14 protein-coding genes are annotated in these 14,033 nt (G+C 37.0%); 8 read left to right on the forward strand and 6 right to left on the reverse strand.

What is annotated here, in order from left to right:
• Nucleotides 1-43: 43 nt before the first annotated feature.
• Both JIV24_RS17685 and JIV24_RS17690 read left to right on the forward strand, forming a co-directional pair.
• Complete coding sequence (locus JIV24_RS17685; RefSeq protein WP_200466405.1) at nucleotides 44-1,030, forward strand: oxidoreductase family protein; 987 nt, start codon at nucleotides 44-46, stop codon at nucleotides 1,028-1,030.
• Nucleotides 1,030-1,884, forward strand: a complete 855-nt coding sequence (locus JIV24_RS17690) for a 3'(2'),5'-bisphosphate nucleotidase CysQ family protein (RefSeq protein ID WP_200466406.1) — start codon at nucleotides 1,030-1,032, stop codon at nucleotides 1,882-1,884. Before JIV24_RS17685 ends, JIV24_RS17690 begins: the two co-directional genes overlap by 1 nt.
• Here the strand turns inward: JIV24_RS17690 and JIV24_RS17695 are convergent.
• Nucleotides 1,879-3,228 carry a DUF5723 family protein gene (locus tag JIV24_RS17695; protein WP_200466407.1) on the reverse strand — a complete coding sequence of 450 codons (1,350 nt, stop codon included), beginning with the start codon at nucleotides 3,226-3,228 and terminating at the stop codon, nucleotides 1,879-1,881. The two genes, JIV24_RS17690 and JIV24_RS17695, sit on opposite strands and share 6 nt — an antisense overlap.
• A 101-nt stretch (nucleotides 3,229-3,329) precedes the next feature.
• Between JIV24_RS17695 and arfB the strand changes: the two genes are divergently transcribed.
• Both arfB and JIV24_RS17705 read left to right on the forward strand, forming a co-directional pair.
• The gene (arfB, locus tag JIV24_RS17700; protein WP_200466408.1) at nucleotides 3,330-3,734 is read left to right on the forward strand and encodes an alternative ribosome rescue aminoacyl-tRNA hydrolase ArfB; all 405 of its coding nucleotides are present in this window, start codon (nucleotides 3,330-3,332) and stop codon (nucleotides 3,732-3,734) included.
• A gap of 45 nt (nucleotides 3,735-3,779) precedes the next feature.
• Complete coding sequence (locus JIV24_RS17705; RefSeq protein WP_200466409.1) at nucleotides 3,780-4,250, forward strand: hypothetical protein; 471 nt, start codon at nucleotides 3,780-3,782, stop codon at nucleotides 4,248-4,250.
• A gap of 71 nt (nucleotides 4,251-4,321) precedes the next feature.
• Here JIV24_RS17705 and gnd read toward each other — a convergent pair whose 3' ends face one another.
• Both gnd and JIV24_RS17715 read right to left on the reverse strand, forming a co-directional pair.
• Nucleotides 4,322-5,776 carry a decarboxylating NADP(+)-dependent phosphogluconate dehydrogenase gene (gene gnd, locus JIV24_RS17710; RefSeq protein ID WP_200466410.1) on the reverse strand — a complete coding sequence of 485 codons (1,455 nt, stop codon included), beginning with the start codon at nucleotides 5,774-5,776 and terminating at the stop codon, nucleotides 4,322-4,324.
• A 159-nt stretch (nucleotides 5,777-5,935) separates the two neighbouring features.
• The gene (locus tag JIV24_RS17715) at nucleotides 5,936-7,045 is read right to left on the reverse strand and encodes a glycosyltransferase family 4 protein (RefSeq protein ID WP_200466411.1); all 1,110 of its coding nucleotides are present in this window, start codon (nucleotides 7,043-7,045) and stop codon (nucleotides 5,936-5,938) included.
• Between the two features lie 141 nt (nucleotides 7,046-7,186).
• Between JIV24_RS17715 and JIV24_RS17720 the strand changes: the two genes are divergently transcribed.
• From JIV24_RS17720 to JIV24_RS17735, 4 genes are all read left to right on the forward strand, one after another.
• Complete coding sequence (locus tag JIV24_RS17720) at nucleotides 7,187-8,251, forward strand: NUDIX domain-containing protein (protein WP_200466412.1); 1,065 nt, start codon at nucleotides 7,187-7,189, stop codon at nucleotides 8,249-8,251.
• A 614-nt stretch (nucleotides 8,252-8,865) separates the two neighbouring features.
• Nucleotides 8,866-9,513: an START domain-containing protein gene (locus JIV24_RS17725; RefSeq protein WP_200466413.1), complete on the forward strand. Its 648-nt coding sequence runs from the start codon at nucleotides 8,866-8,868 to the stop codon at nucleotides 9,511-9,513.
• A 10-nt stretch (nucleotides 9,514-9,523) separates the two neighbouring features.
• Nucleotides 9,524-10,330 carry an SDR family NAD(P)-dependent oxidoreductase gene (locus JIV24_RS17730; protein ID WP_200466414.1) on the forward strand — a complete coding sequence of 269 codons (807 nt, stop codon included), beginning with the start codon at nucleotides 9,524-9,526 and terminating at the stop codon, nucleotides 10,328-10,330.
• 13 nt (nucleotides 10,331-10,343) lie between these two features.
• Complete coding sequence (locus JIV24_RS17735) at nucleotides 10,344-11,144, forward strand: SDR family NAD(P)-dependent oxidoreductase (protein WP_200466415.1); 801 nt, start codon at nucleotides 10,344-10,346, stop codon at nucleotides 11,142-11,144.
• A 48-nt stretch (nucleotides 11,145-11,192) separates the two neighbouring features.
• Here the strand turns inward: JIV24_RS17735 and JIV24_RS17740 are convergent, their stop codons facing one another.
• From JIV24_RS17740 to JIV24_RS17750, 3 genes are read right to left on the reverse strand one after another with little or no spacing between them, the layout of a single operon-like run.
• Nucleotides 11,193-12,182 (reverse strand): NAD-dependent epimerase/dehydratase family protein, encoded by a 990-nt coding sequence (locus JIV24_RS17740; RefSeq protein WP_200466416.1) that lies wholly within the window; start codon nucleotides 12,180-12,182, stop codon nucleotides 11,193-11,195.
• Between the two features lie 9 nt (nucleotides 12,183-12,191).
• Nucleotides 12,192-12,866: a CPBP family intramembrane glutamic endopeptidase gene (locus JIV24_RS17745; protein ID WP_200466417.1), complete on the reverse strand. Its 675-nt coding sequence runs from the start codon at nucleotides 12,864-12,866 to the stop codon at nucleotides 12,192-12,194.
• 27 nt (nucleotides 12,867-12,893) lie between these two features.
• Entirely contained in the window at nucleotides 12,894-13,910 is a 1,017-nt protein-coding gene (locus JIV24_RS17750; protein WP_200466418.1) for a hypothetical protein, read from the reverse strand.
• Nucleotides 13,911-14,033: the final 123 nt, after the last annotated feature.

Raw genomic sequence — 14,033 nt, forward strand, 5'->3', positions numbered from 1 at the left:
ACAGAGTAAAAACTATCTTTGCGCCCCATTGATAATAATGAGCATGAATCAACATTTTAAAGACATCATATTAAAAGCCACGGGAGCTTCAGATTTGTTTGAAATTGAAACCATTCAAAGCCTATGGAGTGGATACGGTCGAATAATCAGGGTTGGACTAGAAGGCAGCTCATACCAAAGTGTAGTTATTAAGCACGTTAAACTTCCCGATGATACGAACCACCCAAGAGGCTGGAATACCGACTTTTCGCATCAAAGAAAAGTGAAATCTTATCAGGTTGAAACTGCCTGGTATGAATTCTGGAACCAACAATGTGATGATGATTGTCGGACACCACACACGCTTGCTTTGGAACATTTTGACGAAGAAGTTTTGATGGTTATGGAAGACTTGGACGCATCCGGATTTTCAGCACGCTTATCTTCTGTGAGTTGGCAAGAAATTAAAACATGCCTGCGATGGTTAGCCAATTTCCACGCTACTTTTCTACAACAAAAACCCGAAAATCTTTGGGAGGTTGGCACCTACTGGCATCTTGATACGCGCCCCGATGAATTAAAAGTAATGGATGATAAACAGTTGCAACAAGCAGCTACTACAATTGACCAAACACTCCGAAATAGTAAATTTCAAACCTTGGTACATGGCGATGCTAAACTTGCCAACTTTTGCTTTTCAAATGATGGACAAAAAGTGGCAGCGGTCGACTTTCAGTATGTTGGTGGAGGTTGTGGCATGAAGGATGTCGCATACTTTACGGGCAGTTGCTTATATGAAGAAGATTGCGAAGCTATGGAAGCTCAAATACTGGATTTTTACTTTTCCGAACTCAAAAAGGCCACACGGAAACATCATCCTGAAATCATATTCGAGGAAATAGAAAAAGAATGGCGGACTTTATACCCTGTTGCATGGACTGACTTTCACCGTTTCTTGAAAGGCTGGAGTCCTGACCATTGGAAAATAAACAGCTATAGCGAAAGACTTGCACGAGAAGTAGTAGCCCACATAACTAATTCATCACAATAATGACGCTAAGTCCTTCAGAACTTAAAGATCTATGCCAATGTGCAATTAATGCTGCCACCAAAGCGGGTCGGCTAATCGCACACAGAAGCAAGGAGCATTTTGTTGTCAATAAAAAAACGGGAGGCAGCAGCTTCGCCTCACAAGTTTTTACTGAAGTGGATATTGCAAGTGAAAGGCTAATTATTGAAACCCTACAACCGACAATTGACAAGTATAATCTGGCACTATTAAGTGAAGAAACAACTGATGACAAAAGCCGCTTTGAGAAAGACTACTTCTGGTGTATCGATCCTTTAGATGGCACATTGCCATTTATTGAACAAACAACCGGCTATTCAGTATCTATCGCCTTGGTTGACAGAACCGGGCATCCACTAATTGGCGTCATTTATAACCCTATTGACTCAACAGTTTATCATGCAATTGACAGAATAGGCGCCTATAAAAATGGCTATAAATGGATTCTGAATGAGCCGACAAATGAACTAACACTCGTGTGTGATCGCAGCTTTTTAAAACAGGAAGCATTAGAAAACATCTCAAATAAACTCGAAATTAAAAATGGCATTAAACCAGCAATCATCAGCCACGGAGGTGCAGCAATGAATGCCGTTTGGGTATTAGAAAATCATCCCGCTATTTATTTCAAATACCCGAAAAAAGAAAATGGAGGTGGTAGTGTGTGGGATTTTGCAGCATCCGCTTGTATTTATAATGAACTAGGCGCTTATGCTCAAAGCTTTAACGGCGAGGCTCTTGATTTAAACAGAAAAGACTCGACATTTATGAATCACAAAGGCATTTTTTATGCATCTGATGCCGCACTAATTAATAAGTTTAAACACCTATTATAAACTACCAATAGGCACCGACACACCAAAGTAAACAAGCATTTGTCCACGACCGATACCAAACAAATTCCCTACAAAGGTTGAAGAGCCCAAAAAGAATTGCCGATAACGACCTGCGATACCAATATTCCAACCTAATACAGAATTATGATCAAATGGCAGATATGCTCCCCATTTCTGTTTTTCATATCGAGGTGTTATCGTATATCGCCAAATACCTTTATTTAGAATATTAACGGTTGCGGTATAGTAATTTGGCCTATGCATCACTGAGCCATTCACAAACCACCCTGGTGTGATGCAGTAATCAAAATTAAAAACCATAGACAGAGGCAGTTTAGTTCTAAAACTTCCACCTTTATTCTCCTCAAAATCAATCGATTTTTCAATAGAATCCTTTAATGCTTCAATGGTTTGAATCCCTTTAAACCGACTATAAGGTACATTCTCCATACTAACATTGTAGGATGCCTGGTTTTTTGTGTCAGGATGATTAATGTGTCCAATATCTGAAATAACAAAACCAATTTTGTATTTATACGGAGCACCATCAACTCCTATTAAGTAATCGGGTAAATAAGCGTATTCGAGTCCTAAATCGAGACCGATACCCATATTGCCTGATTGCTCAATGATATCACCACCATCAATGGTCTTGCTTAAGCTCTCATTAAATCCATACGAAAATTGCATATCGAAATGCGATATTGATTCATCGTCAAACATGACATCTACACCATCCATTTCAAGGTAACCAGAACCAGCACCATTTAATATTTTTAGGTTCGCACCACCTGTCAGCCAGTTATTTTCATCCCTTAAAATGGTTGTAGACCAGCTTAAACTATATTCAACCCAACTATTAACTAGCGATTTAAAATATTCATCATTAATATCCTTCAATGCATCTGGTTGCGAAATACCACTAAAAATTTTCAAGAAGTCATCATTTGATGAACTGTAAACCCCATCAGCCCTAACACTGGTTGACAAGGCAAATGAATGCCGGTCATTCAGTTTAAAAGTTAATGATGGCGCAATTAAACGTCCTTTCACATAGAGCAACGACTCCTCTGAAGCTAAAAAATACTTTAAATCTCCAAAACCTACCTTAGCAAGGCCATCCCAGATATCTCCAGTGGCAAACACCTGACTATTTAATAGCGCAACATTTGTTGAAAGAAAATTAAAATTCCATTTCGCTGTATCACGAGTTAAATTTGCAGGTTGGTATATTAAATTTACAAATGGCAGATACTGACTCGTATGAACACCTATAAACTCCTGACTCTCTAATTTACAAAGGCAAGTATATATAATAAGTATAAAAAATAATACTCTTCTCATTCTTTATTAGATCTATACACAAAAGTAAATGAAATTAGGATATTTGAAACCCTTATTTACTTAACTTTAGGCTTTTAATTATTACGGCTCAAAAAACATCCATGACATATAACAGGGACTTACGTTCAGAACTAAAATTCATCACCGCCAGAAGCAGTGGTCCCGGTGGTCAGAATGTCAACAAAGTTAACTCTAAAGTTATCTTAAGATTCAATATCAGTGATTCTTCGATTTTATCGGTACACGAAAAACAGTTACTAATCAATCGACTTAAGCACCGCCTAACAATAGACAATGAGCTTATTTTAAGCTGCCAGGAAAGTCGTTCTCAATTACAAAACAAAAACATAGTTATCAACCTTTTTGATCAGATAATCTCAAAAGCATTAACCCCAATAAAAAAAAGAGTCAAAACGAAGCGAACGCGTGCTTCTATCGAAAAACGCTTGAGCAGTAAAAAACTTCATTCGATAAAAAAAGCGAACAGGCGTAGTAAAGATTTTTAACTTTCACTATTTTTGCAAACTCATTATCAACTCTAATACAACAACATGAAAGACATCACTTTAGGACAAGGTCTTGACAAAGTAAAATTCGGATTAACCAGACAAGAAATTATTAAATTAATTGGCGAGCCTAGTGAGGTTGAGGCGATGGATGGAGATAAAGACTCGGGAGCGATGGAAGCGTGGCACTTTGATGAACTACACCTTTCATTGTCCTTTGAAGAAGATTGTAATTGGAAACTCACTTCGATTACCACTGCGTCACCTGAAATTCTATTTGAAGGAATTGATTTAATTGGACTTAGCCAAGGTGAAGTAATGGAACAAATGGAGGTTTTTAATTTGGGGGAATTCGAATTAGAAGATCTATCAACCGATGTTATTCCAAATCAGTCATTAGCTGCTAACCCTGATTTTAGTCTCAACTTATTTTTCGACCACGACATTTTAACTGAAATTCAGTGGGGTCCATTTTGGGATGATGAATCAGAAATGCCTATCTGGCCTGAAAACTAATAACAGTAAAACGATAAAAAAATAGCTCCTCAAAAAAAATGAAGAGCTATTTTTTTTATAAGTCGCTTTTCTTAAACATTATAAGTTGTACTGGCTGTATCACCACCTCGCCCTGTCCAGTTAGTGTGAAAAAACTCACCTCTCGGCTTGTCTGTACGCTCATAGGTATGCGCACCAAAATAATCGCGCTGAGCCTGTAATAAGTTGGCCGGTAAACGCTCTGAACGATAACCATCAAAATAGCATAATGCCGTGGCAAATGCCGGAGTTGGAATGCCATTCATAACTGCTGTAGCTACCACTTTACGCCAGCCATTTTGAGCTTTATCAATGGCTGCCTTAAAATAAGGATCCAGCAGCAAATTACTTAGTGATGACTGATTATCAAATGCTTCCTTAATTTTACTTAAAAATACTGAACGAATGATACAACCACCGCGCCACATTAATGCGATACCACCATAATTAAGGTTCCAGCCATTTTCTTTAGCCGCTGCTTGCATCAAAGCATAACCCTGTGCATATGAAACGATTTTAGAAGCAAATAATGCGTCTTTTATTGCTTTAACAAATTCCTTTTTATCACCTTCAAATTGTGGCTTGGGCCCACTTAATATTTTAGATGCTTCAACCCGCTCATCTTTTATAGACGATAAGCAACGCGAAAAAACCGCCTCGCCAATTAGGGTTAACGGAACTCCTAAATCAAGAGCTGTGATTCCAGTCCATTTGCCAGTCCCTTTTTGCCCGGCCTTATCAAGTATAATCTCAACCAATGGCTCACCATCCTCATCCTTAAATGCCATAATATCACGAGTAATCTCAATAAGATAGGAATCAAGCTCCTGCTCGTTCCATTCTTTAAACACCTCGTGCATTTCATCTGCCGAAAGCTCCAGTAAATCTTTCATAATATGATAGGCTTCAGTAATAAGCTGCATGTCACCATATTCAATACCATTGTGCACCATTTTCACAAAGTGACCGGCTCCATCTTCCCCAACCCAATCACAACAAGGCGAACCATCTTCAACTTTGGCTGCTATTGATTGAAAAATAGGTTTAACAGCAGGCCAAGCCGCCTTTGATCCACCTGGCATTATCGAAGGCCCAAGCAAGGCTCCCTCTTCACCTCCGGATACGCCTGCACCTATATAATGAACACCCTTACTTTCAACAACTTTAACCCTTCGATCAGTGTCAGGGTAATGCGTATTTCCGCCATCAATAATAATATCACCGGCGTCTAACAAAGGCAATAAAGCTTCAATTGTTGCATCAACAGCACCTCCTGCCTTTATCATCATCATTACCTTACGCGGGCGTTCAAGTGAATTCACAAGCTCTTCCAATGAATAGGTTCCTTGAATATTTTTCCCCTTACCTCTTGCATTTACAAAATTATCAACCTTCTCAGTTGAACGATTATAAACGGAAACGCTGTAACCCTTACTTTCCATATTGAGAACAAGGTTTTCGCCCATAACTGCTAAACCTATCAAGCCTATATCAGATAATTTATTCATGTTTTTAAAATTTTTCCAGAATCATTAGCATATATAACACCTAAATTCTAGAGTTGTTTAGTTTATACACATCAGAATGAGCCAAAGAATAAAACCAGACAATTTTATCCTTTTAATCTTAATCAAAAGAAAATTTCATTGTCGATAAATGACAACGCTCTACTTTTTCTTTTTCATATTGCGTAAACGCCTTATAAAATGGCGGCGTTTATAATACAATGCTATAGAAGGAATATATGCGACGGCAAAACCAAGAGAGAGAATTAATATGCTTAGTCGAAGCATTCCCCAGTTTCTTAAGGAAAAGCCCAGAATAACAAAGGCAATGTTGATTGCCCCAATAATAAGACTAATTTGCAAATGCGAGAAACCAAGCGCCAGCATGCGGTGATGAATATGGTTCTTATCGGCCATAAATGGTGAATTACCTTGCGAAACACGCAACATAAATACACGTAAAGTGTCAATGATAGGTACAATTAAAATCGCCATTGCAACCGCTGGAGCGCTATTCATTGTATGAATTAACTTATACTGCTCATCAGGCCTGTTAAACTCACTAAATTCTACCGCTACTACAGCAACTAAAAACCCTAAAACCAATGAACCCGTATCGCCCATAAAGATTTTTTGACGCTTTGAAAAGATATTATAATACGCAAACGCTAATAAACCACCTACTAATGCAGCAGCTAATGTTGGTATATGATAATCTTCATTTATAAAATACCAAACAGAAAATGATAGCATACTAATAATGCCTGTTATGGCTGCCAGACCATCAATACCATCAATCAGATTAAAACCATTAATAATAAACACCATACCCACAATGGTCAATATTGTCCCCCAAAAAAGATCGGGCTGTAAACCGAAAAAGCCATGAAAATCAGTTATCTGCAGGCCACCAAGCCCAACGACAATAATAACTGCAATTAACTGACCACCAAGCTTAACCATTGGTGCTGTAACTAAAATATCATCCTTAATACCAATGCCAAAAATGATGAGTAAGGCCGGAATTAAAAATGGTATTTCTATAAATTTAAACCAATCAACAAAAAGAGAATAGGTAAACAAAAAACCAATAAAAATAGCAAGTCCACCAAGGGTTGGAATCCGCATACGGTGTACGCTTCGTTTGTTTGGTTCATCAAATAAGTTCTTTGAATGCGCCACTCTTAAAATTGTAGGTATCGATAAGAACACCATCATAAAAGATAAAAACGAGGCGAATGGAACTAATAATTGAATTGTATAACCGTTCATATTAATTATTTCAGCGATAATGGTTCACAAAAATAACAAAAAGGTTGAGAGGAAAAGTACTTAACATCGATTATCGTTTCAACACCCCGAACTTATAAATTGCTTTCTCATTTATTATATTCGCAGTGAAAACACACAAACATGGATAAACTACAACTATTAAAACGCCTCATACCAGGCTTTCTTCCAATAATTGTTTTTATTGTAGTAGATGAAATTTGGGGAACAATTTACGGCTTAATTGTCGCCATTACCATCGGTATTATTGAATTAGTCATTGGTTATATTAAGATAAGGAAATTAGAACGTTTTGTTTTGTTTGATGTGGGTTTAATCATTGCCCTTGGAGCCGTATCCATTTTACTCGACAACGATTTATTCTTTAAACTAAAACCCGGCATTGTCAGTCTATTAATGACGGGATTAATTGGTTACTCAGCATTTTCGAAGCATAACCTGATGTTGCAAATGACGCAACGCTATATGAAAAACCTAAGCATGAATCCCTATCATTTATGGATGATGCAACAAAGCATGAAACGAATATTTTGGTTGCTTCTCATTTATTCGATAGCAACCCTTGCCTCTTCCTTTATAGACAATAAAGCTATTTGGAGTTTTATGGGTACTGGCGGATTAGTTGTTGTGATGGCTGTCTTTTTTGTATATGAATGGCTCAGTAAAAAAAGGCTTAACAAGCAATATAGCCATGAAGAATGGCTGCCTTTGGTAAACGACAAAGGCAAAGTCTTAGGCTCAGCGCCTCGTTCAGTTGTTCATTCCAAGTCATTCCTATTACACCCTGTGGTTCATTTGCATGTGATTGACAAAGGAAAGCTTTTATTGCAAAAACGACCTTCACATAAGCTTATTCAACCCAATAAGTGGGATACTGCAGTAGGTGGACATGTTGCTGCCGGGGAAAGCATTGAGACATCGCTTCAAAGAGAAACACAGGAAGAAATAGGACTAACACAATTCAAAGCCAAATCCATTGGTCAATACTCTTGGAAAAGCGAGGTTGAAACTGAATTAGTCTTTTGTTTCATGACGAACCATAAAGGTCCGTTTAATTTTGCTAAAAATGAGGTTGACGAGGTTCGCTTTTGGACACCAGAAGAAATTAACGACAATATTGGCAAAGGGATATTTACGCCAAACTTTGAGTACGAATACAATACATTCAAACACCTTTTGCACTCCTAACAACACTAATGTGGCAAAAATCAGGTGTTCATAAATGACTTGTACCATTTTTTGATTTTTAATTATACAAGAAACGAAAGAAAGTCAAGACTGCGTTTTAGCCTATAACCTTAAGGCCATCATAAAGCTTTTAACCATATTAATAAGGCTGCTCAAATTTTCTCATTCGTTAGAATTCACCACGATATCTACTTCACATTAGCGCATTATACAGTTTTTTTCCTAATATCAACGCCATATGGAATTCTACAGCATTTTGTAAAAGTGATTGTGCTATTAGCTCAGCTGGTTTCAAATAATGGAAAAAATCATCAGTGCATTTTTTGCTAAAAATCCCAATTACCCTATTTTCAGAGACTATCTTTTGAAGAAAACACAAATCACACAAGCTTACTTTTCTAAAATCAGTAAATAATCCCAATCAATCAGGTTTTTAAATAGCAATTTCATTTTCTGCAAATTTCACCTATTCGGCTTGCACTTATCCATTCGTGAACATTGGTTTACTGCTCTACATTTACAGTACTATTCGTACCGTCCTACAGTTAAAAACTGCATTCTGATACACCGGCAAAGGCCACCTAAATTCACGAAGTAACAACAATACGACAGCCATGATTTTTCTTGCCATTCTTTTAGTTAAATTTCTTTTTCCTGATTTTACAACAGTAAAATTAACAGACCTATTGCTTCATCCCACTAAAGAGAACGAGTGGACTTGTGTTAAAAGCAATAAGGGGATACAGCTTTATGAAAGATGGGTACAAATAAACGACACCTTATTTGTACGTGAACGCAAAGGGGAACTAATAACCAATTGCTCCTTAAAAAAAACAGAAGATTACTTAAGAGACCATTCAACTGTATGCGACTGGATGAAAGGCATCAAATCTGCTCAAAGCATTTCAACAGATTCAGGCCAGCTGGTACATATGGTTATTCAACTACCCTGGCCATTTTCAAACCGTGACTTATTGGCTCGCTACCATTTTTACAAAATCGATGGAAAAACCAGTGTTGTGCAGGTAAAAAGCGATAAGACTGTTACTATGCCAGACAATAGATTTATTCGCATAAAACATTATGTTGCAACCTGGCGATTAGAACAGATAAATGAACAGCAAACAAAAATTGTGTTCGAAACTTTCTCAAACGAAGCACCTATTTTTCCACAATGGATACAAGAACCCGTATTAAAAAAGATTTTCATGAGCAATCTCAAACGATTAAAAAGCAGATTATCTGATTCTCAAACTCAATAAAACATACATCATGTCAGCCCAACTAGCCATAATAACAGGAGCCTCTAGTGGTTTGGGTCAAACTTTTGCCCAACACCTGGCTCAACAAGGCTGGGATTTATTCCTGACCGGACGACGTACTAAGCGCCTACAGTCCATCCAAACACAATTAAAACAAAAACATGGCATCCAAGTCCATATCCAATGTGCTAATTTACTCAAGGCAAAGGAGCTTCAAGATTTAATTGATAAAATCTCACAACTACAACGTATTGATATGCTAATAAACAATGCTGGTTTTGGTAATCGAAATGACTTTTATAAAGCGTCGTATAATGAGCAGAATCAGATGCTGCAAGTACATATAACAGCTGCAGCTAGAATTATTCATGAAGTAGTACCAAAAATGAAACATAGAAAGAAGGGTGCCATTATCAATGTTTCATCTCTATGTGCCTACATGCCAGCCCCATTAAGCTACTTTTATTGCTCAAGCAAAGCCTTCCTGGTCAGCCTTTCGGAATGCATGCATATTGATTTACAAAAACATAACATTTCAGTGCAAGCCCTTTGCCCTGGCTTTATTGAAACAGAATTTCATAGTCGCATGGGATTAATAACAGCTCGTTCTTGGCTTGAGCAGAAATTATTATGGATGAAAGAAAATGATGTTGTATCAATTAGTCTTCGCCATTTATCGAGCAACAAGGTCATTTGCATACCCGGCTTTATCAACAAATTTATATATCACTCTGTACTATTCCTTCCGAAATGCTTATATTATAAAATATCAGCTATTCAATCTAATAAATTAAAAACCAGTCATCTCATCGCCTAAGAACACTGCCACTATGAAACGAGCTATAACATATGCACTGGTAACCGGTGCCGGAATTGGCTTAGGAAAAGCCATCGCAACCGAACTGGCAAAAAAAGGCCATAATCTTTTACTTTTAGCACGGCCTGATGAAAGCTTGGTGGAACTGAGCCAATATCTTTCGGTTCAATACAAGATCAATACGCAATGTAAAGAGGTTGATTTTACAGAATCAGATGCTATGCCGAGTGTCCAACAGTGGCTCAAAGGATATACAGTCAATATTTTGGTGAATAATGCTGGCATTGGTGGCTCTAACTACTTTCAACACGAAAACATAGACAACATGGATGCAATGTTAAAAGTCAATATTAGAGCAATGGTATTACTTACACATATGCTGATGGAAAACATGTCGAAAAATGCACCAGCATATATTCTAAATGTTGCCAGCATGGCCTCGTGTTGCCCCATAGCATTCAAAACAATTTATCCTGCCTCAAAATCATTTGTTTATTCATTCTCAAGAAGTTTAAACGAAGAACTAAAACCGTTAAGCATTAGTGTTAGTGTTCTTTTACCCGGGCCAATAAAAACCAACCACGAAATAACCTCTCGCATCAACAAGCAGGGCTGGTGGGTAAAAGCCGGCTTACAAAACCCTAAAAACATTGCTGAAATAGCCGTGCGAAAGATGCTAAATCAAAATTGCGTCATTATTCCTGGTCGCATTAACAAAATTAATTGGCTCTTATTAAAATTATTGCCCAAAGGCATTAGTATTCCATTGGTTTCTAATGCCGTCAAAAATGAAATTCAATTGGCTGTCGTTTAGTCACAAGTAACAAGCTTGATTTACAGAGTTAATCAAGCTCAATAACCATTAGAGCATTTGGCTTCTTTTAAGCCAGGCGACTGTTTGTTCCAATCCCTCGGTAAACATAGTTGGTTGATAGTTAATTTCATTCATAGCTTTGTTGCTTGAAACATTCCAATTCGCAAGAAATTTTCTTACCATTTTAGTCGTTATCAACGGTGAAGATGAGCATACCTTTGTATAACCTTGCATTATGTATGCTATAAAAAGCATTGCACACTTAGGCAGTTTAAACAAATAGTAATAACGTCCTGTTGAGTGCTGTAGTGCAGTGAAAAATTGGTTATAGGAAACATTTTCTCCTCCCAAAATATAACATTCTTTGTCGCAACCATATTTATAAGCCTGAATATGCCCCATGACAACATCATCGATAAAAACATAGTTTGCCATGGCTGTACCATTACCCGGAATAATATGCCATTTTCCTCTGGCATACATCTGGATTAAACGCGTCACACCATTGCTTTCACTCATATTTCCTGGTCCAAACACACGCGTAGGCCGTACAATGATCATCTCCATTCGCGATGGTTCATTCATAATTATTTTATCCGCTTCATACTTAGTCTCTTCATAATCACTAAACAAAGATGATGAAACAGCACTTTCTTCTGTAATAGGGCCAGCGATTGAAGCATCATACACTCCAGCTGTTGAAGTAAAAATACAACGCCTAACCTTGGTTGCTATGGCAGCAGCAATTATGTTTTGTGTCCCAACTACATTTGTATTATAAAAATCACTTTTATCTCTCGACCATAATTTCGCCAATGCGGCAATATGAAACACACAATCGCAATCTATCATTGCATTTACTAATGAATCCGGATTATTCAAATCACCTTTATACAGCTTAATGTTATCACTCTTGAATCCTTTGGTTTTATTTTCATCCCGATAAAGCGCATGAACACAATAGCCCTCTTCAGCTAACTTAATGACCAAACGGGTTCCGATATATCCGGTCGCTCCACTCACAAAAACATGCGTCATCACGTAAAATTATACTTCATTGCTATTTGTATTTACTTTGTTTTTTATGCAGAAAAAATCATTGGATACGGCCATTGTAAAATGTAATATCCACACAATCAAAAAAGAATCTGATAAATAGGCAATGACACAAAAAATAACACCTAAAGGCATTGAGCCTACAACTTCAAACTTGCCTTTTGGCAGATGAGCTATTGCATAAATGATAGAATTGAAGGCTATTGCCACCACAATACCCATCCATTTTATGCTGATAGAAAGCACAACTCCTCTAAAAAAAAGCTCATATGCAAACAAATACACGCCCCACAACAAAGCATTAAGCAACAATAAGCTAAAACGCCATTCACCTACCGATAATTGCGGGTAGATTTGGTGATGCTTTTTGTTTTTAGCCAGGTTGTAATTAATCATAAGAATTACTGGCACTAAAACTATTAGAGACACAACAGCCCACCAACTGTTAAACACACCCACATTAATCAACGTCACTTTATCATCACAAAGCATCACAAGTACAAATGTTGAAATTGCAAATAGGCTTGTTCCAAAAAAACGAAGCATTAAAAATTGTTTTAGCTTCAGGTGCTGACTATCAACTGCATTTCTCAATAAAAAAGCAGTAATAACAACGTACAACACCACCGTCAACAATGGAATTAATATGATGCTTAATAAACTCATCTTATGAGACTAACAATAAGGCTCTAATTATTTGGGCACAGATAAACCATGTTCATTTCTAAACTGTTCAATTCGTTGATGTAACTTATTAAAAAAACGATTTCGTGCTTTTTCTCCGACCTGACTTATCACATTTGACTTCGAAATCAAAACCTTATGAAAACTGGAAACATTACTACAAAAGGCACTGTTTGAACTTCCCAGAAGGCCAAGTACATTGTAGGTAATGTATGCATTGCATTTATTGTCTTCCGTAATATAAATGGTATTGTCATTGAGTACAATCTCATTCTCATAAAGTGTATATGAATTTTCAATACCCTGTGGCTTATGACCATATAAAAACTTCAGCCCCAACTCTGCCTGTTTTTGATTATGAATCAGCCATGTTTCTATACTGTTAATTAGTTCAATTAAAACCTGTTCACTCTCAAAATAATCTGATACCCAATAATATTCAATCTGCCGTAAAAGAATTCTGAATGTATCTTCATTCCATATTTCAATGGTTGGTATCTGCAATGACAATGCCGATATTTTACGACATTTATCAACAACATCAGGAGTAATGCTATTCAGAGCGAGCTTCTTTCCTTCTAACTTCTGAGAATGAAAGAGGGTCTTTTCCCAGAAAAATATTTTAAAAGCTACTATTTCAGGAAACTGAAAATATTGAAAAATTGGAGGATCTTTGGCCGCATATACAATTTGCTTTTCATTAGCCTGACAAATAGTTATGAGCCTGTTATGAATAAAACTCAACCACTGTGTTTTATCAAATGCTTCTGGCCCCACACGAAGATGCTGAAAAGTAAGAAACTGACTACTTTCTTCTATTAAGGAAGTTAATGGACAATTAAACCTGTTACATATTAAAAGAGCTTCATCCAGGGTTAGAGATTTTTCATTGCGTAACCTTCTATAAGCACTATCATAACTTATACCGAGCACTTCAGACACCTCATGCACCAATGACAGATTTGTTGGCAGTTTCTCTTTGATATGTTTAAATAATTTTTCCTGTATAGCACCTTTAGCATTCATATGATAAAGTTAGAATTATATCTACACTAAAGCAACGCCATATAAGATTGGAGTTACCCCATAATACAGATGCCTATCTCATGGATTTCTTAGTTAACAAGGGTTTGCAGGGAATGCTAAGTG

Source organism: Carboxylicivirga marina, from assembly GCF_016612505.1.
GTDB classification, from domain to species: Bacteria; Bacteroidota; Bacteroidia; order Bacteroidales; family Marinilabiliaceae; genus Carboxylicivirga; species Carboxylicivirga marina.